Below are 20,254 nucleotides of genomic sequence, written 5' to 3' on the forward strand. Positions count from 1 at the left end.
GTGTGGATATTCGATGTGTTTGGGGCGGGCGACGGGACGTCGCCCCTACAAAAAAGGAACGCCGTTCTCGGCGTTCCTTACGGGAATATATCTTAAATATCTGTTACAAATGGCGTAATAAGTATCATTATCATGCATATCGGGCATACTGCCTTTATCATTACGCTGTAGAGGAGCTTTGAGCGGAAGCGCTTTTCGCCGAACATGACCTCCTCCTCGATATATCTGGTCTTGACCGTATATCCCACAAGTATGCAGGTGAGGAATGCAAGCACAGGCATCATAAGGTTGTTGGTGATAAAGTCGAAGAAATCAAGTATCTGCATACCAAAGACCTTTACGTCAGCCCATATGCTGTAGCCCATTACAGAGAGCATACCCATGATAAGGGTGAATACTATTACGATACAGCAGCTCTTTACACGGCTGAGCCTGAATTTCTCCATAACTACGGCAACTACTGTTTCCATAAGGGAAATGGACGAGGTGAGCGCAGCAAGTGCAACGAGAATGAAGAAGGCTGATCCGATGATACCGCCTGCCGGCATTTCTGAAAATACCTTTGGCAGAGTTATGAACATAAGTCCGGGACCTGCGTTGAGGGCGGAGCTGTCTCCGCCTGAGAATACGAATACCGCAGGTACGATGATAAGTCCTGCAAGGAAAGCAACGGCGGTATCGAATATCTCTATCTGACGGACTGAGCTTTCAAGGGAGTCCTCTTTTCTCATGTATGAGCCGTAGGTTATCATGATGCCCATTGCTATTGACATCGAGTAGAACAGCTGTCCGCAGGCTGCCGCAATTGTTTGCAGTAGCTTTGGCAGTGTGAATCCCTCAAAATTGGGGAGCAGATAGTATCTGAGTCCCTCTCCTGCGCCGTCAAGAGTTAGGGTGTATATTGCGATACCAACTATGAGCAGCAGAAGTACGGGCATGAGGAATTTGCTCACAAGCTCTATGCCCTTTTCAACGCCTATGAATACGGCTATTGAGGTCAGAAGCACAAATATTATGAAGAAAACAGCAGGCTGTCCCAGCTGACCGATGAAATGCTCGAAGAATGTGAGCTTAACGTCAGGTGAGGAGCCTATGTATTCGGCTTCGGCAGCAGCCTTGCCGCCGTTTGTGAGGAATACTGTCATATATTTCAGTACCCAGCCGCCTATAACGCAGTAATAGGGGAGTATCAGCGCAGGGATAACAGCGGCGAGGACTCCGAGGAATGAGAAGCGCTTGTCCACTGTCTTGTATGCGCCGATAACGCTTTTGCCTGTGCGCCTGCCGATAGCAATTTCGGTTAGCATAAGGGTGAAGCCGAAAGTCAATGCAAATATGAGATATACCAGCAGGAAGAAGCCGCCGCCGTATTTTGCGGCAAGATAGGGGAATCTCCAGATATTGCCCAGACCTACCGCAGAGCCTGCCGCGGCAAGTATGAAGCCTATTTTTGAACCAAATCCGCCTCGCTCGGAGACTTTTTTCGTATCATTCATGTGAATATGTCCTTTCATTTTGTCGTAATAATGCAATACAAGTATAATTATAGCATTAGTAATAGGAAAAATCAATATCAAGTCCTGAATAACATCAAAAAAAGAAAAAGGAACGGCGAAATGCCGTTCCTAAACGGGGCGATGTGGGCATCGCCCCCTACTAATTACTACTCTCTACTTACTACTCACTACTCACTCAATACCTGCCTGCTGTTTTGCAGCTGTGAGGGTGTTCTTCATAAGCATTGCGATAGTCATAGGACCTACGCCGCCGGGTACGGGAGTGATGAAGGAAGCCTTCTTCTCAGCGGACTCGAACTCAACGTCGCCGCAGAGCTTGCCGTTGTCAAGACGGTTCATGCCAACGTCGATAACTACAGCGCCTTCCTTAATCATGTCGCCTGTAACGAAGTTAGCGCGTCCGATAGCAACTACGAGGATATCAGCGCCGAGGCATACCTCCTTGAGGTTCTTGGTCTTGGAGTGGCAGATAGTAACTGTGCCGTTCTTCTGGAGAAGCAGCATAGCCTGAGGCTTGCCGACGATATTGCTTCTGCCGATAACTACGCACTGCTTGCCTGTGATATCTGTGCCTGTGCTCTCGATAAGGCGCATAACGCCTGCGGGAGTACATGGCAGGAATGAATACTCGCCTATCATTATCTTTCCCACGTTGATAGGGTGGAAAGCGTCAACGTCCTTATCAGGTGAGATAGCGTTGATAACAGCCTTTTCGTCGATGTGCTTCGGCAGAGGGAGCTGTACAAGAATACCGTTTACTCTGTCGTCGCGGTTAAGTACGTTTACAAGGTCGAGGAGCTGCTCCTGAGTGGTGTTCTCGTCGAGAGCGTACTCGAATGACTGGAAGCCTACAGCTTCGCAAGCTTTTTTCTTGTTGTTTACGTAAACTCTTGAAGCAGGGTTGTTGCCTACGATAACTACCGCAAGACCAACTTTAAGTCCCTTTTCTTCCCTGAGCTTGGCTGTTTCCTCTGCAACTTCAGCCTTTACTGCTGCTGAAACTGCTTTTCCGTCGATTATCTGTCCCATTGTTATTTATCCTCCTTGTTTTCATCGGACTTTTCGTCCTCTGTGTCATCATCTTTATTTTCAGAAGCCTCCGCAGGCTTTGCAGGAGCTTCGTCATCATCGTCGTCGAAGTCGTCGTCATCATCGTCAAAGTCCAGCTCTGACTCGTCGAAATCATCGTCGTCATCGTTAAGTATATCCAGCTCGTCGTCGTCAATGCCGTCTATCTTTGCGTCCTCGTGGGAGATACCCATTTTCTTGCGGCGTGATTCCTCGATGAGGTGGTGTGATTCCTCGGTATTTGCATAGAGCACCATGCTCTCGGGATCGCGCTTTTTCTTGGAGAAGAGCACTATCTGGAGTATCACTGAGGCTACGAAGATAACTGCGGAAAGAGCCTGCGAGATACGGATATTGCCCAGCATAAGGCTGTCTGTGCGGAGTCCCTCAACTACGAAGCGCTCTGCGCCGTACCATGCAAGGTACATGAGGAATATCTGTCCGTCGTACTTTCTGCGCTTTGACCAGAATGAGAGTATCACGAAGCCCAGCAGACACCATACTGATTCGTAGAAGAAGCAGGGGTGAACGGGCTTTTCCCAGAGCATTTCCAGACCGTTGTTGTACATATCGCCGCCCATTTGCATACCGTCGCTGATAGTGCGCTGGATAGTACCGCCTGTCATGCCGAGGAAGAAGTCGGTATTCGTACCGAATGCCTCCTGATTGAAGAAGTTGCCCCAGCGTCCGATGCCTTGCCCGATAAGGAAACCAAGTGCCGTGATATCAAGCATGGGGAGCATTTTGATCTTGCGTATCTTGCATATGGTAAGACCGATAAGCAGGGCTCCTATGATACCGCCGTAAATGGCGAGACCGCCCTGACGGGTGTTGATGATAGCTTTCAAGTCGCCCTTGTATTCGTCCCAGCGCATGAGCACGTAGTATATGCGCGCACCGATGATACCGCCGATAACTCCGCCGATAATGGCGTCAACAGTTCTGTCGGAGTCAAGTCCGAAGCGCTTCATTCTTGGAAGAGCGTAGATAAGTGCAAGGATAAGTCCGAGTGTGATGATTATTCCGTACCACTGGATATCAAAGCCGAATACCGAGAATGCGGTAGGATCAATATTGAATTTCCAGCCAAGTTCGGGAAATTGTATTTCGTGTGGTTCTAATAGTGTTTCTGTGGACATTTGGTCAATCCTCCGTTTCTATTACTGACAGAACACATCTGTCACGGCGCAGCTGACTGCGCATAAAATCAATAACATCGCCGCAGGTGAGCTCCGACATTATGCTGATAGAGTCATAAGGTGAGACGTTCTCCATATAGGCGTTGAGCATAAGGCTTGCAACAGCCTCGACGTTGTTGAGCTCGCGGACCATTACGCCGTAGGCGGACTTCTTTACGCGCTGGAAGTCCTTTTCGTTTACGCCCTCGGCAATAAGGCGGTCTATCTCGGCGAATACAGCCTCGCGGATAAGCTCGGGCTTTTCGGCTTCGCCCGAGAATATCAGGGTGAAGTAGCCGTCACCGTAGAATACCTCGCAGTTGAAGGTGGAGTTTATCACCTCGTCCTTGAGGAGCCGCTCGCACATAGGCAGTGCAGGATCGGTGAGCAGGGACGATACTATAGAAGCCGCTGAAACTGCTTTGAGACGGTCAATGCCGCTTCTCGGAGCGCATTTGTATCCAAGATTGAAGATAGAAGCGCCTACGGGCTGTTTTTCCCGCGTTTCAGCTTCGACTATCTCATCGGGCTCGGGCGGAAATACTGATTCCAGTCCCTTGTCCGTGCAGGGTTTAAGGTATTCGTCGCATATCTCAAGCACCTTGTCCGCACTGATGTTTCCTGCAATGGAAAGCACCATGTTATTGAGGTTATAGAATGTATCGTAGCACTTGTAAAGGAGGTCAGCGTCTATCTTTGCGATACTTTCCACAGTGCCTGCGATGTCTATTTTAACGGGGTGGGCGTGGTACATAGCTCTCAGCATATTGAAGAACACGCGCCATTCGGGGTTATCGTTGGTCATTTTTATCTCCTGACCGATGATACCCATTTCCTTGTCCACGTTTTCCTTGGTGAAGTATGGCTTCTGGACAAAATCCAGCAGTATTTTCAGATTCTCCTCGTAATTTCGGGAGCAGTTGAAAAGATAGCAGGTCTTGTCGAATGAAGTATAGGCGTTGCCCGAAGCTCCTGTTTTGGCGTAGAGCTCAAAAACTCCGCAGTCCTCGTTCTCGAAGAGCTTGTGCTCCAGAAAATGGGCGATACCCTCGGGAACAACGGTATAATCGTTGTCTGCGGCAGTCTTGAACATAGTGTTCACCGAGCCGTATTTTGTTCCGAAGAGGGCTTCAACGCCGCTGAATCCGTTCATTTCGCAGATATAGATATCAAGTCCGCTGGAGTGCTTTACGTGGATACAGCTGTCGCCTGTACGGGCGCTGGTGAGAATTTCCTTTTTCATCATTCCTGCACCTCCTTGTTGAGCATGAGGTAGATACTGTCAAGCTTCAGCGATTTTGCGGCTTCGACCATTCTTTCCTTGGTCACGCCGCGGAATCTGTTGAAGTGCTCCTCGGGGGTGTAGTAGTCGTTCTCAAAGAAGCAGTCCGCATACCATGTGATGTACGATGTGGGAGTGTCGCCCACCTGCGAAACTGCGTTATCCAGAGCCATAAGGGAGCCCTGTATCTCCATATCGGAGATATTGCCCTTCTTTATCTCTTCAAGCTGAGCAAGTATCTCAGTCTTGGCCTTTTCGATGTTCTTTCTCTCCACGCCGCAGTCAACGAAGAACGCTCCCTTTATGGAGATAGAGCGGCTTGTGCAGTAGTAGCACAGGCTCAGCTTCTCGCGGACGTTGAGGAAAAGCTTTGAGAATGGCAGTTCGCCCAAGATTATGCTGACCATTTTCAGAGCGTATCTGTCGTCGGAATCGGTCTTGAAGTTCAGCACAGCCTTGCACTGGTTGACGTCGTATTCCTCGGAAACAGTCTCCACCTCGGCTTTGAGGGGACTGTGGCTGCGAATGCTGACATCTTTGGGAGCTCTTTCAATCTCAGCGAAGCTCTCGCGGAACATATCCGCGAACTTGTTATCCTCGTCGGGGGATACAAGATATATCTCGATTTTTGCGGTTTTCAGCAGCTCCTGATATGCTGCAAAGGCTTCCTCGGCAGTTGAGGAGAGCACAGCCTCCTTTGAGCCGTATTCCATAATTGCAGCAGGCTCGCCGCGGTAGGCTGTCTGGACGGCTCTTGTTATGGCGTAGCCGCGCTTCTGGTTGAATTCCGCGTTTATATTGTCAAGAAGGTCCTTTTTGACCATTGCAAAGGATTCGCTGTCATATGCTCCGTCCCTTACATTGGGAGCGAAAAGGCAGTCGTGAACGATAGATACCATTTCTCCGCTGATATCCTCGCCGTCGATAGCGTATTTGTCGTCCAGCCACGAAGCGCTGAGACCGAGTATCTGTGCGTCGCCCTTTTTCTTGGCTATAGAGCCTACAGAAGCACCGTAAAGCTCCGAGAGCTTTTCGCTCATGGCTGCATAGGTCGGGTATCTGCTGTTTGATACTGCCAGCACTCCTGTGCCGAGATTATTGAGAGCGGCGGTCTTTTCGTCCGACTCTGTCAGAAAGTATACCGCAAGGACGCAGGATTTGAATTTGCTGTCCACCATGGACGTGAAGCCTATTCCCTTGCCAAGCTCTGACCTTTTGTATATCATATGGCTTGTACTCCAATCATAAAACTGGTGCATGAACCTTGTACAGTTCTGCATATATAGTCTATTATATCACAGTTGAGAATAAATTACCATAGTATTTTTGAATTTTTTTCAATAATTTAGATAGTAGAGCTAAGTAGGGGCGGATATTATCCGCCCGAGCCCTCAGCAGTTAGCTTTAGAGCTAAGAACTAAGATTATATGTGGCACACATTATACAATATCATTATATGTATAAAGAGAGCAATTCTAAAATTAAACATAAAAATACTTGATTTTTATTGCATAAAAGTGGTATAATATACTTTAAGATTTGTAACCATTTAAAAAGGGGGCTGAGAAATGGATTATATCGGAGAGATATGTCCCGTATGCAGTAAAAGCTTTACTGCTGATGATGATATAGTTGTGTGTCCCGACTGCGGTACTCCGCACCACAGGGAATGCTATAAAACAGAGAATAAATGCGCCAATGCAGCCTTGCACGGAACAGGCGACAAATGGAAGCGCAGCAAGCATGACGAGAAGCTGTACAAGATATGTCCCGTATGCAGATTCCCCAACAGGGCTGCGGACGAGACCTGTCAGCGCTGCGGCAGCGCCCTTGCCGAGGCTACCAGCGATCCCTTTGAGAAAGCAGGGGAGAACGGTGAGCAGCCGCGCGATCCCTTTGCTGCATACAGCCGCGAGGAGCTTTTCGATCCTATAAAGTATCTCGGCTATGATCCCAACGAGGACATGGGCGGAGTTACCATGAAGGACGTTTCGGACTTCGTTGGTCCGAGCACTATATACTATGTGCCCAAGTTCAAGCAGATGCAGGAGAGCGGTGCAAGACCGTCATTCAATCTGTTCAGCCTGATATTCCCGTCACTGTTCTTCGCAAACAGAAAGATGTGGGGCTGGGCTATACTTGCCGCAACACTGGGCATAATTTTCAATCTTCCTGCAAATCTCCTTATGTATATCGAGGAGTACCCAAAGGATATAGCGAGCTTTATTGCTGACAAGCAGGATTTTTTAAAGACCATGAACGAGGTCTTTATGATCGCAGATATGGGAATAAGGGCTCTGTCGTGCCTTTTTGCAAACTGGCTGTATTTCAGGTTCGCCATGCGGTCAGTGAAAAGACTGAAGAGCAACGGCGCAGAAAGTGCCCGAATAAAGTCCGTAGGCGGCGTAAAGCCCATGAATATGGTGCTTATCCTGCTGATAAAGTACGGAATAGGACTTGTTGCGGTAATGTCGCTGTATGTTTTGTTTACAATGTTGACTACGATAAACGATTTCAGTACGCTTTGTCTGTGGTAAGTTCGGCTGTATAAGGGGAATGTCGGGCAAGACTTCGGAAAAGTCTGCTTTTACTGTGTAACAGGGGGGATCACGATTGAAGCTCAGAAAGGCATTGCTGCTGATAATGCCGTTTATGCTTCTGTTGCTGTACAGCTGCGGTTTACAGGATTATCCAACGTATACCTATGAGCTCAGCAACGGGCTTGGTGAAAAGTATCTGGTGAATTACTGCGAACAGACAAATTATCCCGATAATATCACCAGAATAAAGGTTTTCAAGGAAAAACACAAGATAAGCGATTTCGAGGGCGGAGCCTATTCGGGCTGCGATTCCTACATACCGTCGCAGGTAATGCTCATATGCAGCAGTGACGGCGTGGATTATTACTATATCCGCTCTCAGTTCGGAGAATATATTGCAGCTGACGGTCTTGCAGACCTGAAGATGAACTTCAATATGATGTCCATAAGCCGCGATGTTTCGGAGCTAAAGGACACCGAGAAGCATACATATTCAAAGCTTGCAGGACTTATCCGCGGCGTTGTTTCAGCCGAGAACGCTAAGAAGCGCTTTGCGGACTGCGGCTACAGCTCCGATAACTTTATGGCTTTTTATAATTATGAATGAAAAAGCTCCTCATCTGAGGAGTTTTTTTACTGTCAGTACGCAAAAAACTGAGCCCTGCAAAAGCAGGGCTCGCTGTTTTAATTGTAGTCGGGCTGAGTATCGGGCCACAATCTGAACATAGGAGTATCATTGCTGCCGTCGCCTACCCAGATCTCAACTGATTCGTAGCTGTTGTTCTTAGCACAGATGAACCAGCGGTTGAGTTCCTTGCCCTTATCGGATTGGGTGTACTTTACAGGAGTTCTCTCAGTTCCGAGGAAGTTATTGATAGCGTCCTCAAACAGCTGAGAATCAGCACTTCCGTTTGACCATAACGGCTGATGGCTGCCTGTGTTCTTAGCACCATCCTTTGAGCAGACCACATAAAGGTCATAGACCTCGCCTGTGCCGCCGTTTGGGATAGTAACCTGTCCTTTGTTGTCGTTGTTTTTGACAAAGGATTCCTGAGCATCCTCGTTGTCGGCAAGAACAGCCATTACACCGGTGTAGATAGTATGTGCTGCTGAGATGTCGGATCTGCGCTTTGACTTTTTAACGTATCCGATGAGAGACGGAACGAGTATAGCTGCAAGCACGCCGATGATAGCGATAACAACTATAAGCTCGATCAAGGTAAAACCCCGTTTTCTGTTTCCTGTCATAAAAAAGCCCCCCTTTATCATGATGAAGAAAACTAAGATTTTCCTATATTATACGTTGTTTTTTTTGATTTGTCAATAGCTTATTCAAAGAAAATCATATAAATAATTATTTTTTTTGATTAATTTATACTTGTCGTAAAAAGCACTTATTTTATAACAATTTTTTTGAAAGCTTTCTTGCCTTTGCGGACGATTGTCTCTCCGTCGAGGACTATCATTTCCTTGGGATCAGACTTCTTTTCGTCGTTGACTGTGATGCCGCCCTGCTGTACAAGACGTCTTGCTTCTGATACTGACGGAGCAAGCTCAGCCTTTACGAGAAGTGTGAGAAGTCCGATAGCACCGTCTGTAAGGTCAGCGGAGTCTATTTCAGCTACAGGCATATTCTCATTGTTACCGCTGCCGCCGAAGAGAGCCTTTGCAGCTGCCTTAGCCTTTTCAGCCTCTTCCTCGCCGTGTACAAGCTTTGTGAGCTCGTATGCGAGAAGCTCCTTAGCAGCGTTGAACTGAGCGCCCTCCATAGTCTTTTCCATTTCCTCTATCTGCTCAACAGGAACGAATGTGAGCATCTTCAGGCACTTGATAACGTCAGCGTCATCAACGTTTCTCCAGTACTGGAAGAACTCGTAAGGAGTTGTCTTCGCAGGATCGAGCCATACTGCGCCCTTTTCGGTCTTGCCCATTTTCTTGCCCTCGGAGTTGAGAAGGAGAGTGATAGTCATAGCGTAAGCGTCCTTGCCAAGCTTTCTTCTGATAAGCTCTGTACCGCCAAGCATATTTGCCCACTGATCGTCGCCGCCGAACTGCATATTGCAGCCGTATTTCTGGAAGAGCTCAAGGAAGTCGTAGCTCTGCATTATCATGTAGTTGAATTCGAGGAATGTAAGACCGCGCTCCATACGCTGCTTGTAGCACTCATGTGAGAGCATACGGTTTACGCTGAAATGAGCTCCGACATCGCGGAGAAGCTCTATGTAGTTCAGCTTCATGAGCCAGTCGGCGTTGTTTACGATGATAGCCTTGTCCTCAGAGAAGTCGATGAAGCGGCTCATCTGCTTCTTGAAGCAGTCAACGTTGTGCTGGATAGTCTCGGGAGTCATCATTTTTCTCATATCGGTTTTTCCCGAAGGATCGCCTATCATGGCAGTACCGCCGCCGATGAGGACGATAGGCTTGTTGCCAGCCATCTGGAGTCTCTTCATAAGGCAGAGAGCCATGAAGTGACCAACGTGGAGGGATTCGGCTGTAGGATCAAAGCCAATGTAGAAGGTAGCCTTGCCTGCGTTGACAAGCTCCTCTATTTCCTTTTCGTCTGTGAGCTGCGCGAGGAGACCTCTGCGCTTGAGTTCTTCAAAAGTAGTCATGATTTATTTCTCCTTTATATTATAATTCATTATTATTGATAAGCTTTTTCAGCTCTGTGAGCCATTGCGGCGGTTCATTGCCGTATATTACGAGACTGCCGTTTTTGTATTCGCCTACATTGACAAAGCCGTTTTCGTTATCCCAGAATTCAGCTTCACTGCAATAGGGGAGCACAGCGGAAAGGTCGCTGAAACGCTTTTCGTATCTGCGCTGTACGTCCTCGGACGGGATATCGTGACCGCCCTTGCGTACTCTGTTAGCGATGCGTAGCAGGCTTTCCTCGCAGGAATTAACGCCGATATAGTACAGCCTGATATGATAATCAAGCTCTATTGCACGGCGTATGGTTTTCAGCGTTCTTACGCCAGAAAGAGTGGTTTCCTGCGTAAAGCTTAGTCCTTTTTCAAGGCAGTCCTCCATAAGAGCTATGGCTTTTTTGCCGCCCTGTATGCGGTCACCGTCAAACTCTGCATTGAGCTTGTCGGTATCTATTATGATACCGAGGTCATCGGTCTTGCGGACGAGAACGCCAGTGAAGCTGCTCTTGCCAACGCCGTTGACTCCGCCGATTATGGTATATGTTTTCATATTTCACCGCCTTTACTTCAGATAGCTTTTCAGATACTGTCCCGTATAGGACTTCTCGCACTGAGCCACTTCCTCGGGAGTACCCTGCGCCACGATAGTGCCGCCGCCGTCGCCGCCCTCGGGACCGAGGTCGATGATGTGGTCTGCGACTTTGATGACGTTGAGGTTGTGCTCAATGACGAGGACAGTATTTCCCTGGTCTGTCAGCCTTTGCAGAACGTCTATGAGCTTGTGGACGTCAGCTGTGTGGAGACCTGTTGTGGGCTCGTCCAGTATATAAATGGTATTGCCTGTGGAGCGCTTTGAAAGCTCCGTTGACAGCTTAACTCGCTGAGCCTCGCCGCCCGACAGCGTCGTAGCAGGCTGACCTATCTTGATGTAGCCAAGACCTACTTCCTGCAAGGTTTTCAGCTTTTTGGCTATTTTCGGGATATGCTCGAAGAATTCCACGCCCTCGTCCACGGTCATTTCCAGTACATCGTAAATGGACTTGCCCTTGTAGTGGATATCGAGAGTCTCGCGGTTATAGCGTTTGCCCTTGCAGACCTCGCAGGGCACATATATATCGGGCAGGAAGTGCATTTCTATCTTGATTATGCCGTCGCCCTCGCAGGCTTCACAGCGTCCGCCCTTGACATTGAAGGAGAATCGTCCGCTTGTATAGCCGTGAGCCTTGGCGTCGGGAGTTTTTGAGAAAAGGTCGCGTATATCGCTGAAAACGCCTGTATATGTGGCAGGATTAGAGCGGGGAGTGCGTCCGATAGGGGACTGGTCTATGCAGATGACCTTGTCCAGATGTTCAAGTCCCTCCATTTCGCGGAACTGACCGCATCTTGTCTTGGCGCGGTTCAGCTTTGCGGCAAGATACTTGTAGATTATCTCGTTCACAAGTGAGGACTTGCCCGAGCCCGAAACTCCCGTAACGCATACGAGCTCGCCGAGAGGTATTGAAACGTCGATATTTTGCAGATTATGCTCGGCAGCTCCGCGGACGGTAAGGAACTTTCCGTTGCCGCTCCTGCGCTTTTTCGGGATATCTATTTTCTTTCTGCCGCTGAGGTACTGACCTGTTATTGAGGTCTTGCATTTCAGGAGCTTATCCACAGTTCCTGCAAAGACAACCTCGCCGCCGTGTATGCCTGCCCCGGGACCAATGTCCACGATGTAATCAGCGGCAAGCATTGTATCGTCGTCGTGCTCAACGACTATGAGGGTATTTCCAAGGTCGCGGAGACGTTTCAGCGTAGCTATGAGCTTGTCATTGTCGCGCTGATGAAGTCCGATACTTGGCTCGTCAAGGATATAGAGCACACCAACCAGTGATGAGCCTATCTGTGTAGCAAGGCGGATTCGCTGGCTTTCGCCGCCCGAGAGAGTTCCCGATGAACGTGAAAGGGTGAGATATTCAAGTCCCACGCTTTTAAGGAAGCCCAGACGCTCCTTTATCTCCTTGATTATGCGCTCGCCAACGTAGCTGTCATGCTCCGAGAGCTTCAGACCGTTGAAGAAGCCGAGACCGTCCTTGACGGAAAAATCAGTGAGCTCACTGATGTTCTTGCCGCCCACAGTTACTGCAAGGTACTCGTCGCGGAGCCTTTTACCCTTGCAGACGGGGCACTCCACCTCGCTCATATACTCCTCTATCTCATTTTTCGACCATTCGCTTGAGGTCTCCTTGTAGCGGCGCTCAAGGTTGTTGACAACGCCCTCAAATGGCGAGTTGTAGGTTCCGCCGCCGAGAGAAGCAGGACGTTTCAGCTCCAGTGTTTCGTCGCCTGTGCCGTAGAGGAAGAGGTCAAGCTGTTCCTTTTTCAGCTTCTTGACGGGAACGTCTATAGACACGCCGTACTTCTTTGAGATAGCGCGGTAATACATGGTAGCGATAGATGTCTCGTCAAGGCTGTTCCAGCCCGAGGCGTTGATAGCGCCCTCCTCGATAGAAAGGTCTTTATTGGGGATAATGAGGTCGGGATCGATGTGTCTGAACACGCCCAGACCTGTACACTTGGGACAAGCTCCCACAGGATTGTTGAATGAGAACATGACGGGTTCAAGCTCGCCTATGCTGATATTATGCTCGGGACAGGCGTAATTCTGGGAGAAAAGTATCTCTTCGCCGTCGATGACGTCCGCAATGGCAAGACCGCCCGTGAGGTTGAAAACAGTTTCAAGGCTGTCGGTGATTCGGGACTCGATGCCCTCTTTTATAACGATACGGTCAACGATTATCTCGATATTGTGCTTCTTGTTCTTGTCAAGCTTGATATCCTCGCTGAGTTCATACATGATACCGTCAACTCTTGCACGGACAAAGCCCGATTTTCTTGCACTTTCAAGCTCCTTTGAATACTGTCCCTTGCGGTTTCTGACGATAGGAGCGAGGAGCTGTAGCTTCGTACCCACGGGGAGCTCCATAAGGGTATCCACCATTTGGTCAATGGTCTGCTGGGAAATTTCCCTGCCGCAGACAGGACAGTGTGGAACGCCTATCCTTGCGTAAAGCAGACGGAGATAGTCGTATATCTCGGTAACAGTACCCACAGTTGAACGCGGGTTCTTGGAGGTAGTTTTCTGGTCAATGGAGATAGCAGGGGAAAGTCCCTCAATGCTGTCCACATCGGGCTTTTCCATTTGTCCGAGGAACATTCTCGCATATGAGGAAAGGCTTTCCACGTAGCGGCGCTGACCGTCGGCGTAAATGGTATCAAAGGCAAGTGAGGACTTGCCCGAGCCCGAAAGTCCTGTCATGACGATAAGTCGGTCACGGGGGAGTTCCAAGTCTATATTTTTAAGGTTATTGGCTCTTGCGCCTTTGATGATTATCTTATCGGTCATAAAAACTCCTTTCGAAATCAGTCACAGTGCTTGATTATGGTCTTGATTAGACCAAGCAAAGCCGAGTGTATAAAGGTGCGGACTGCTATGAGAGCCTGTCCGCCCATGAATACATATTTACAATAGGTGTAGAAATATTCTCCCAAGCCGTCCTTGTATCTGTCGGCAAGGGCTGTATAGTAGGGTTCAAGTGTAGAATTGCCGAAGCTGACGTACTCCGTAAATATGGCAAGGAGAATAGCGATAGTGAAGCCTAAGTTCAGATGTGCGCTGTCAAGTCCTGCAAGTCCGGTTATCAAATGAATATATCTTGTGGAAAAGCCGATGACTATAATGCACAGCAGAGTGCATACTGTCATGCGTATGAAAGGGGAGTCCGCACCGTTTTTTGCAGGGCTTATGAAGCCTATGTACATGAAAAACAGTGATATAAGGAATACTGCCGCAGAAATACTGAGATATGCAATGGCTCTTTTCATAGTTTGCTCCCTTACTTATTTATAATACGGAAATATAAAAGCCCCCGAGCAGAAAAACTGCTCAGGGGCGAAGCTACTCGCGGTACCACCCTGATTTATCCGATAATCGGAACTCGAAAAGCTGTAACGGGCATACCCGTCCGCACCTACTTTAGGTTCAATGCGGCAACTCCCGAATGTAGGTCACTATGCGCCGTCGTTTCCTCGCACCAGACGGAAACTCTCTGTATCGGGCATTGCACAGGTTTTATTCGTTCATGGTTTTTGCTTTTACATCATAGCATATATTTTTGTTGTTGTCAAGTGGGGAGAACGCCTGTAGGGGCGGATATTATCCGCCCGAGCCTTTAGCCCTTAGCCGTTAGCAGAACTAAGAACTAAGAGCTAAGATTGCAGGGGCTGTCTTTGGCAGTCCGCGCCAAACGAAATAACCCCGAATTCCTATTTGTAGGGGGCGATGCCTGCATCGCCCCGTTGCCTTTGTTTTATTTTGACGGGATGATGTAGGCATCAGCCCCTACAATGATACATTCTCAGTTTTTTACGCATTAATTTGCACAATACTTGCGGAAATGAACAACAGAATTTTTTTCGGCGCGGTACTTGAAATTTGTCGGGCTTTGGTATATAATAAATTATTATAATGTTTGCGGGAGGAAGAGAAAAATGAGTTTCAAAATCGGTTTTGACAACGAAAAATACCTTAAAATGCAGTCTGAGCATATCAGACATCGTATCGCAGAGTTCGGCGATAAGCTTTATCTGGAGTTCGGCGGAAAGCTCTTTGATGATTTTCACGCTTCAAGAGTGCTTCCCGGCTTCAAGCCTGACAGCAAGCTCCAGATGTTATTACAGCTCAAGGACGAGGCTGAGATAGTTATTGTTATCAACTCCGACGATATCGAGAAGAACAAGGTAAGAGGCGACCTTGGTATTACATACGATGTTGATGTTATCCGTCTTTTCAATGTTTTCACCAAGATAGGACTCTATGTCAGCAGTGTTGTTCTTACAAGATACGACAATCAGCCAACTGCCGACGCTTTCCAGAAGCGCCTTGAAGCTCTCGGCGTAAAGGTTTATCACCATTACAGCATAAAGGGCTATCCTTCCAACCTTAAATACATCATCAGCGATGAGGGCTACGGCAAGAACGACTATATCGAGACCTCACGCAAGCTCGTTGTCATTACAGCTCCCGGACCGGGAAGCGGTAAAATGGCTACCTGTCTCTCTCAGCTCTACCATGAGCACAAGAGAGGACTCAATGCAGGCTATGCCAAGTTCGAGACCTTCCCCATATGGAACCTTCCTCTCCGTCACCCCGTTAATATCGCTTATGAGGCTGCAACCTCAGACCTCAACGATGTTAACATGATAGATCCTTTCCACCTTGAAGCCTACGGAAAGACTACCGTAAACTACAACCGCGATGTTGAGATATTCCCCGTACTCAACGCTATGTTCGAGACTATACTCGGCGAGTCTCCTTACAAGTCGCCTACGGATATGGGCGTTAATATGGCAGGCAACTGCATTATCGACGACGAGGCTGTCTGTGAGGCTGCAAAGCAGGAGATAATCCGCCGCTATTATACAGGAATGTGCGAGTACCGTAAAGGTCTTATCTCCGAAGACGAGGTAATGAAGCTGGAGCTTCTCATGAAGCAGGCAAGCGTTACCGTTGAGGACAGAAAGGTAGTATCTGCGGCTCTTGAAAAGGAAAAGGCTACAGACGGACCTGCCGCTGCTATGGAGCTTCCCGACGGAACTATCCTTACAGGACGTACATCGAATCTTCTCGGCGCAGTATCGGCACTTCTCCTCAATGCGCTGAAGCACTTCGCTGATATCGACGACGAGATACTGCTCATGTCGCCACACGTTATCGAGCCTATTATGGCGCTGAAGGTAAACCACCTCGGCAACAACAACCCGAGAATGCACACCGATGAGACTCTTATCGCGCTGTCTATCTGCGCAAACACCGATGAGAACGCTAAAAAGGCTATGGAGCAGATATCAAAGCTCCGCGGCTGTGAAGTTCATTCAACGGTTATCCTTTCGGCAGTTGACGAGCGTATCGCAAAGAGACTCGGCATAAATCTCACCTGCGAGCCGAAGTACGAGGCATAATAAATAGTTGAAAAGGCACTCATTTGAGTGCCTTTTTTGGCTGTATATGGGGAGATAAGACGGGCGCACACTGTGCGCCCCTACATAATTATTAGCTCTAAAGCCTATGGCTAAAGGCTTATTTACCCCTCTATCTGCCGCGCAAGGAACTGGGCGGCGGCGTTTATCAGGCTCTTTTGCAGGTCGGTCACTTCGGTGCACTTCTCACTGGTGAGAAAGGCGACAGCTCCCGAAACATCGCCTGCCGTGATGATAGGCAGAGCGGCTATGGCAGTTCTGTCCACGCCCTCGGCAGGGAAGAAGCTGTTGGTGCTGCCGTCGGGGCAGAAGAACTGTCCGCGGCTTTCCATGAGCTCCTCAAGCTGTCCTGTGACGCGGCGCTCGGAGAACTCCTTCCGCGGAACGCCTGCCGAGGCTACTACGTGGTCTTTATCGAAGATGATGACGGGACAGCCTGCTATTTTATGCATGATATCCGCTACATAGCCTGCATTCTCGCTCATTTCGCTGACGGCGGAATACTTCTTGAAAATGACTTCGCCCTCGCTGTTTGTGTATATTTCGAGTGGGTCACCCTCTCTTATCCGCATAGTTCTGCGTATTTCCTTAGGGATAACGACACGTCCGAGGTCGTCTATCCGTCTGACAATACCTGTTGCTTTCATAAAAAGTGAAATCTCCTTTTTTACGTGGATTTGCAGTTGTCTGCTTTGGATATTATTTGCAGTCTTATAAGTAATATACGCAGCTTGGATCATGTCCGGCAGCTTATGCAAACAGCCTTTTTAGCCTAAAAACATTGCTGCTTATTTAAAAATTGAAGAAAACTAATCATAATAGTGAAAAAGGCAGATACTTCGCGGAAGTATCTGCCTTTTTTATGTTATATCACGTTTTCTGTGGGAGCATTCTGCTTTTTGTTGAAATAAAAATACGCTGCAAAGCACATGATTATCTGTAAAACTGTTGAGCAGGGAATTGACATTCCGATGAGGAACATGGAGCCGCCGCCTATCCTCTGCATAAGGAAAGCAACTGGTATCCTTACGAGAAAGGCTCCGCAGATGCCTTGAAGCATTACGAATTTGGTCTTTTCAATGCCGTTGTAGTAGCCTATGAAGCAGAACAGGAAGCAGGTGCTCAGACAGTCGATAGCGTAGGCTTTAAGGTAGTCCCACGCGGCTTTTACTGTATCAGCTTCGGGGGAGAAGATACCTGCCAGAAGGTCCCCGTGGAAGAATGTGAGCAGGAACATCGCAAAGCCGAAGGCAAATGAGACTATTATACCTGTTTTGAGAGCCTTCTGTGCTCTATGGAGCTGTCCTGCGCCGTAGTTCTGTGCTACAAAGGCGGTCATGGACTGCATGAATGCCAGCGGTACCAGCATTATGAATACGCATACCTTTTCCGCAACACCGATGCCTGCGGAAGCGGTAACACCGAGACGATTCACGATAGCAAGTATTATGAGGAATGACAGTCCCACAAGGAAATCCTGCAAGCCGATAGGCGTTCCTATGCGGATTATTATTGAGGCGTAATTCTTTTTCAGTTTCAGGTGCTTTTTGCCGAACTCAAACGGAAGCTTTGAGCGGCGTATCATTATAAATGATATCACAACGCTGATGAGCTGAGCCATGACAGTGGCGAGAGCTGCTCCCGAAGCGCCCATACCAAAGCCAGCCACGAAAACAAGGTCGCCGATGATATTGAATACGCAGGCGATACCTACAGCTAACAGCGGTGTTTTCGAGTCTCCGAGACCTCGGAATATGCTGCCCAGCAGATTATAAGCTGTGATAACGAGGAAGCCGCCGCCGCATATCCTTATGTAGTTTGCTGTAACATCGAAGGCTTCCTTTGGAGCCTGCATTATCCACGCAAGTCCCGAGCCGCCGACAACGCTTATCACCGTTAATACAAGTCCGATGATACCGAAGATGATAAGACCTGTGCCTATAGTCTGAGCGGCTTCATCAGGGCGTTTCTGACCTATCCTCTGTCCGACGGCGACGGTTATGCCCATAGAAAAGCTCACCAGTATATTGGTGAGAGTCATTATTATCTGTGAGCCCGTTGATACTGCCGAAACATCGGTCTTTTCTGCAAACTGTCCCACCACCAGCAGGTCCACAGCGCCGTACATAGCCTGCAAAAACATAGCCAGCAGAACAGGCAGCATGAATTTAAGCAGCTTTGAAAGTATCGCGCCGCTTGTAAAGTCGTTGTTTTTCATTTTCTATCTCCATGTTTTCATAGTTAAGACCGCCACAAAGGGCGGTCTTGATTTTTTATTGATTTTGTGAATATCAGAGCATTTCCTCGTTTATGAGCCTTTCGTTTTCCCATTTCTGGCGCATTTTTTTGCCGCTTGCAAGAGTTACGATGCCTACGCCGCAGCGCATATCATTGAGCCATTCGCCCTCGAAAACATTGCCGTTTTTTGAGTGGAATACGCCGTGTCCGTGTTTAAGGCTGTTTAAGAACTCTCCCTCGAAGCGGTCTCCGCTGCTGTAATAGAATATGCCGTGACCGTTTTTAAGGTTGTCCTTCCATTCGCCGTCGTACTTGTTGCCGTTCTGGCTGGTATAGACTCCGTAGCCGTTGCGCAGGTCGTTTTCAAATTCGCCCTCGTAAACGTCGCCGTTAGCCCATGTGAAGACGCCGCTGCCGTGCTTTACGCCGTCCTTGAAGCGTCCCTCGTACTTGTTGCCGTTGGTGTAGGTGAACACGCCCTTGCCGTGCATTTTGCCCGTAAAGCTGACCTCGCCCTTATATATGCCCGTATCGAATTTAATAGTTCTTGATGCGTCGGGAGAAGGCTTCGGAGTTCCGCTGACAAGCTTTTCGCTTATCATGTCGCCCTCTTTATAGATCCGCTTGTATACGCAGTTATCTCTGTCAGTAAGGGTAGCTTCGCCCTCGAGCCTGCCGTCTATCCATTCGCCCTCTATGATACTGCCGTTTTTGCAGGTGAATACGCCTTTTCCGTGGTATCGGCTTCTGTTCCATGTACCTCTGAACTTTTCTCTGCCGTTTTCGTAGTACTCGATACCCTCGCCGCACTTCCAGCCCTCAAGCCAGTCGCCGTCGTAGATTATCTTGCCTGTCTGACTGTATTCCTTGCCTTTGCCGTGGAATCTGTCGTTCCAGAAGCTGCCTGCGTAAACAAGGGATTTGCTTGCATCATCATCGTCGCCGCCCTGTACAAGGTCATAGTAGCCCTTGGCATATTTCTTGCCGAAGCCGCAGAGCCTGCCCTTAGCCCATTCGCCCTCATATTCTATGTCAAGGCTGTTTATGAAAACTCCGTGACCGTTGGGTTTCCTTGAAGAATCAACGTGCCCTGAATATGTACCCTCACCGAGGATCCTGTTGACGAAATGGATATTGTTTGCGATTCCGTTGCTGACTTTTAGAAAATCCATCATTCCCATAATATCTTCTCCTTATCATATCTTTCTGGTTTAAATGGAGAATTTGACGAGATAAACTGTCATAAGCTTTAAATAAAGCAAAATAAATCACATATATTGTATCATATTCCGTGAATAAAGTCAATGACTAAGAAAAACAATGACCGCCCGAAGGCGGTCATGCTTGTGTTAAGATATTAAAGATTATTTTTGAGATATTCCTCTAAGCTTATTTTTTCCTTAGTTGACCAGTATGCGTAGTATGAAAGTACATATGAAGCGTCTACTGCGTCTAATTTGCCGTCCTTGTTGACGTCTCCCACAGCTAACTGCTCAGCAGTTGCGGTTGTGTGATTTATGGAGTTCTCAGCGTAAACGGTAAGGATGTAAGAAGCGTCAACTGCATTTACAGCGCCGTCGTTGTTGTAATCGCCGAGAGACTGCTTAGGCTCAACAGGCTTTGTTGTGGTAGTTACAGGAGCAGTTGTTGTAACGGTTGTAGTAGTTGAAACAGGTTTTGTGGTTGTGGTTGTTGAAGTTGGCTTAGTAGTTGTGGTTGTTGAAACAGGTTTTGTAGTTGTGGTTGTTGAAACTGGCTTTGT

General features: G+C 48.2%; 17 protein-coding genes and 1 other annotated feature. Of the genes, 3 read left to right on the top strand and 14 right to left on the bottom strand.

Going from position 1 to position 20,254, the window contains the following annotated elements:
• Positions 1 to 92: 92 nt before the first annotated feature.
• The 5 genes from T497_RS0111920 to T497_RS0111940 all read right to left on the bottom strand — a co-directional run bounded on the left by T497_RS0111920 (position 93) and on the right by T497_RS0111940 (position 6,271).
• Positions 93 to 1,496: a sodium-dependent transporter gene (locus T497_RS0111920; protein ID WP_051530651.1), complete on the bottom strand. Its 1,404-nt coding sequence runs from the start codon at positions 1,494 to 1,496 to the stop codon at positions 93 to 95.
• A gap of 192 nt (positions 1,497 to 1,688) precedes the next feature.
• Complete coding sequence (folD, locus tag T497_RS0111925) at positions 1,689 to 2,546, bottom strand: bifunctional methylenetetrahydrofolate dehydrogenase/methenyltetrahydrofolate cyclohydrolase FolD (RefSeq protein WP_028515806.1); 858 nt, start codon at positions 2,544 to 2,546, stop codon at positions 1,689 to 1,691.
• A gap of 2 nt (positions 2,547 to 2,548) precedes the next feature.
• Positions 2,549 to 3,724: a prolipoprotein diacylglyceryl transferase gene (lgt, locus tag T497_RS0111930; RefSeq protein WP_028515807.1), complete on the bottom strand. Its 1,176-nt coding sequence runs from the start codon at positions 3,722 to 3,724 to the stop codon at positions 2,549 to 2,551.
• 4 nt (positions 3,725 to 3,728) lie between these two features.
• Entirely contained in the window at positions 3,729 to 5,009 is a 1,281-nt protein-coding gene (gene yfmH, locus T497_RS0111935; protein ID WP_242840012.1) for an EF-P 5-aminopentanol modification-associated protein YfmH, read from the bottom strand.
• Positions 5,006 to 6,271 (bottom strand): M16 family metallopeptidase, encoded by a 1,266-nt coding sequence (locus tag T497_RS0111940; RefSeq protein ID WP_028515809.1) that lies wholly within the window; start codon positions 6,269 to 6,271, stop codon positions 5,006 to 5,008. Before T497_RS0111940 ends, yfmH begins: the two co-directional genes overlap by 4 nt.
• Positions 6,272 to 6,613: 342 nt before the next feature.
• Between T497_RS0111940 and T497_RS0111945 the strand changes: the two genes are divergently transcribed.
• Together T497_RS0111945 and T497_RS0111950 are read left to right on the top strand one after the other, a co-directional pair.
• On the top strand, positions 6,614 to 7,582 hold the full coding sequence (locus T497_RS0111945) for an RING finger protein (RefSeq protein ID WP_028515810.1): 969 nt from the start codon (positions 6,614 to 6,616) through the stop codon (positions 7,580 to 7,582).
• 76 nt (positions 7,583 to 7,658) lie between these two features.
• Complete coding sequence (locus tag T497_RS0111950) at positions 7,659 to 8,192, top strand: hypothetical protein (RefSeq protein ID WP_028515811.1); 534 nt, start codon at positions 7,659 to 7,661, stop codon at positions 8,190 to 8,192.
• 77 nt (positions 8,193 to 8,269) lie between these two features.
• Here the strand turns inward: T497_RS0111950 and T497_RS17680 are convergent, their stop codons facing one another.
• The 5 genes from T497_RS17680 to T497_RS0111975 form a co-directional block, all read right to left on the bottom strand.
• Positions 8,270 to 8,833: a type II secretion system protein gene (locus T497_RS17680; protein WP_051530652.1), complete on the bottom strand. Its 564-nt coding sequence runs from the start codon at positions 8,831 to 8,833 to the stop codon at positions 8,270 to 8,272.
• A 146-nt stretch (positions 8,834 to 8,979) separates the two neighbouring features.
• Complete coding sequence (gene tyrS, locus T497_RS0111960) at positions 8,980 to 10,197, bottom strand: tyrosine--tRNA ligase (protein WP_028515812.1); 1,218 nt, start codon at positions 10,195 to 10,197, stop codon at positions 8,980 to 8,982.
• A 19-nt stretch (positions 10,198 to 10,216) separates the two neighbouring features.
• Positions 10,217 to 10,786, bottom strand: coding sequence for a hypothetical protein (locus T497_RS0111965; protein ID WP_028515813.1), 570 nt, complete (start codon positions 10,784 to 10,786; stop codon positions 10,217 to 10,219).
• A gap of 12 nt (positions 10,787 to 10,798) precedes the next feature.
• Positions 10,799 to 13,621 (bottom strand): excinuclease ABC subunit UvrA, encoded by a 2,823-nt coding sequence (gene uvrA, locus T497_RS0111970; protein ID WP_028515814.1) that lies wholly within the window; start codon positions 13,619 to 13,621, stop codon positions 10,799 to 10,801.
• A 17-nt stretch (positions 13,622 to 13,638) separates the two neighbouring features.
• Positions 13,639 to 14,100 (bottom strand): hypothetical protein, encoded by a 462-nt coding sequence (locus T497_RS0111975; RefSeq protein ID WP_028515815.1) that lies wholly within the window; start codon positions 14,098 to 14,100, stop codon positions 13,639 to 13,641.
• A 60-nt stretch (positions 14,101 to 14,160) separates the two neighbouring features.
• Positions 14,161 to 14,368: a binding site (T-box leader), on the bottom strand.
• Positions 14,369 to 14,766: 398 nt separating this feature from the next.
• Here T497_RS0111975 and T497_RS0111980 point away from each other — a divergent pair.
• Positions 14,767 to 16,236: a DUF1846 domain-containing protein gene (locus tag T497_RS0111980; RefSeq protein WP_028515816.1), complete on the top strand. Its 1,470-nt coding sequence runs from the start codon at positions 14,767 to 14,769 to the stop codon at positions 16,234 to 16,236.
• Between the two features lie 122 nt (positions 16,237 to 16,358).
• Here the strand turns inward: T497_RS0111980 and T497_RS0111985 are convergent, their stop codons facing one another.
• The 4 genes from T497_RS0111985 to T497_RS18580 form a co-directional block, all read right to left on the bottom strand.
• On the bottom strand, positions 16,359 to 16,901 hold the full coding sequence (locus T497_RS0111985; protein ID WP_028515817.1) for a stage V sporulation T C-terminal domain-containing protein: 543 nt from the start codon (positions 16,899 to 16,901) through the stop codon (positions 16,359 to 16,361).
• Between the two features lie 218 nt (positions 16,902 to 17,119).
• Positions 17,120 to 18,472, bottom strand: coding sequence for an MATE family efflux transporter (locus T497_RS0111990; protein ID WP_028515818.1), 1,353 nt, complete (start codon positions 18,470 to 18,472; stop codon positions 17,120 to 17,122).
• A 73-nt stretch (positions 18,473 to 18,545) separates the two neighbouring features.
• A complete protein-coding gene (locus T497_RS0111995) occupies positions 18,546 to 19,673 on the bottom strand; it encodes an MORN repeat-containing protein (RefSeq protein WP_028515819.1) in 1,128 nt (375 codons plus the stop codon).
• Positions 19,674 to 19,849: 176 nt separating this feature from the next.
• The coding region (locus tag T497_RS18580) for a dockerin type I domain-containing protein (protein WP_028515820.1) at positions 19,850 to 20,254 on the bottom strand (405 nt) is incomplete at its 5' end.

The sequence above is a fragment of the Ruminococcus flavefaciens MA2007 genome, assembly GCF_000621845.1.
Taxonomy (GTDB): Bacteria; Bacillota; Clostridia; order Oscillospirales; family Ruminococcaceae; genus Ruminococcus; species Ruminococcus flavefaciens_E.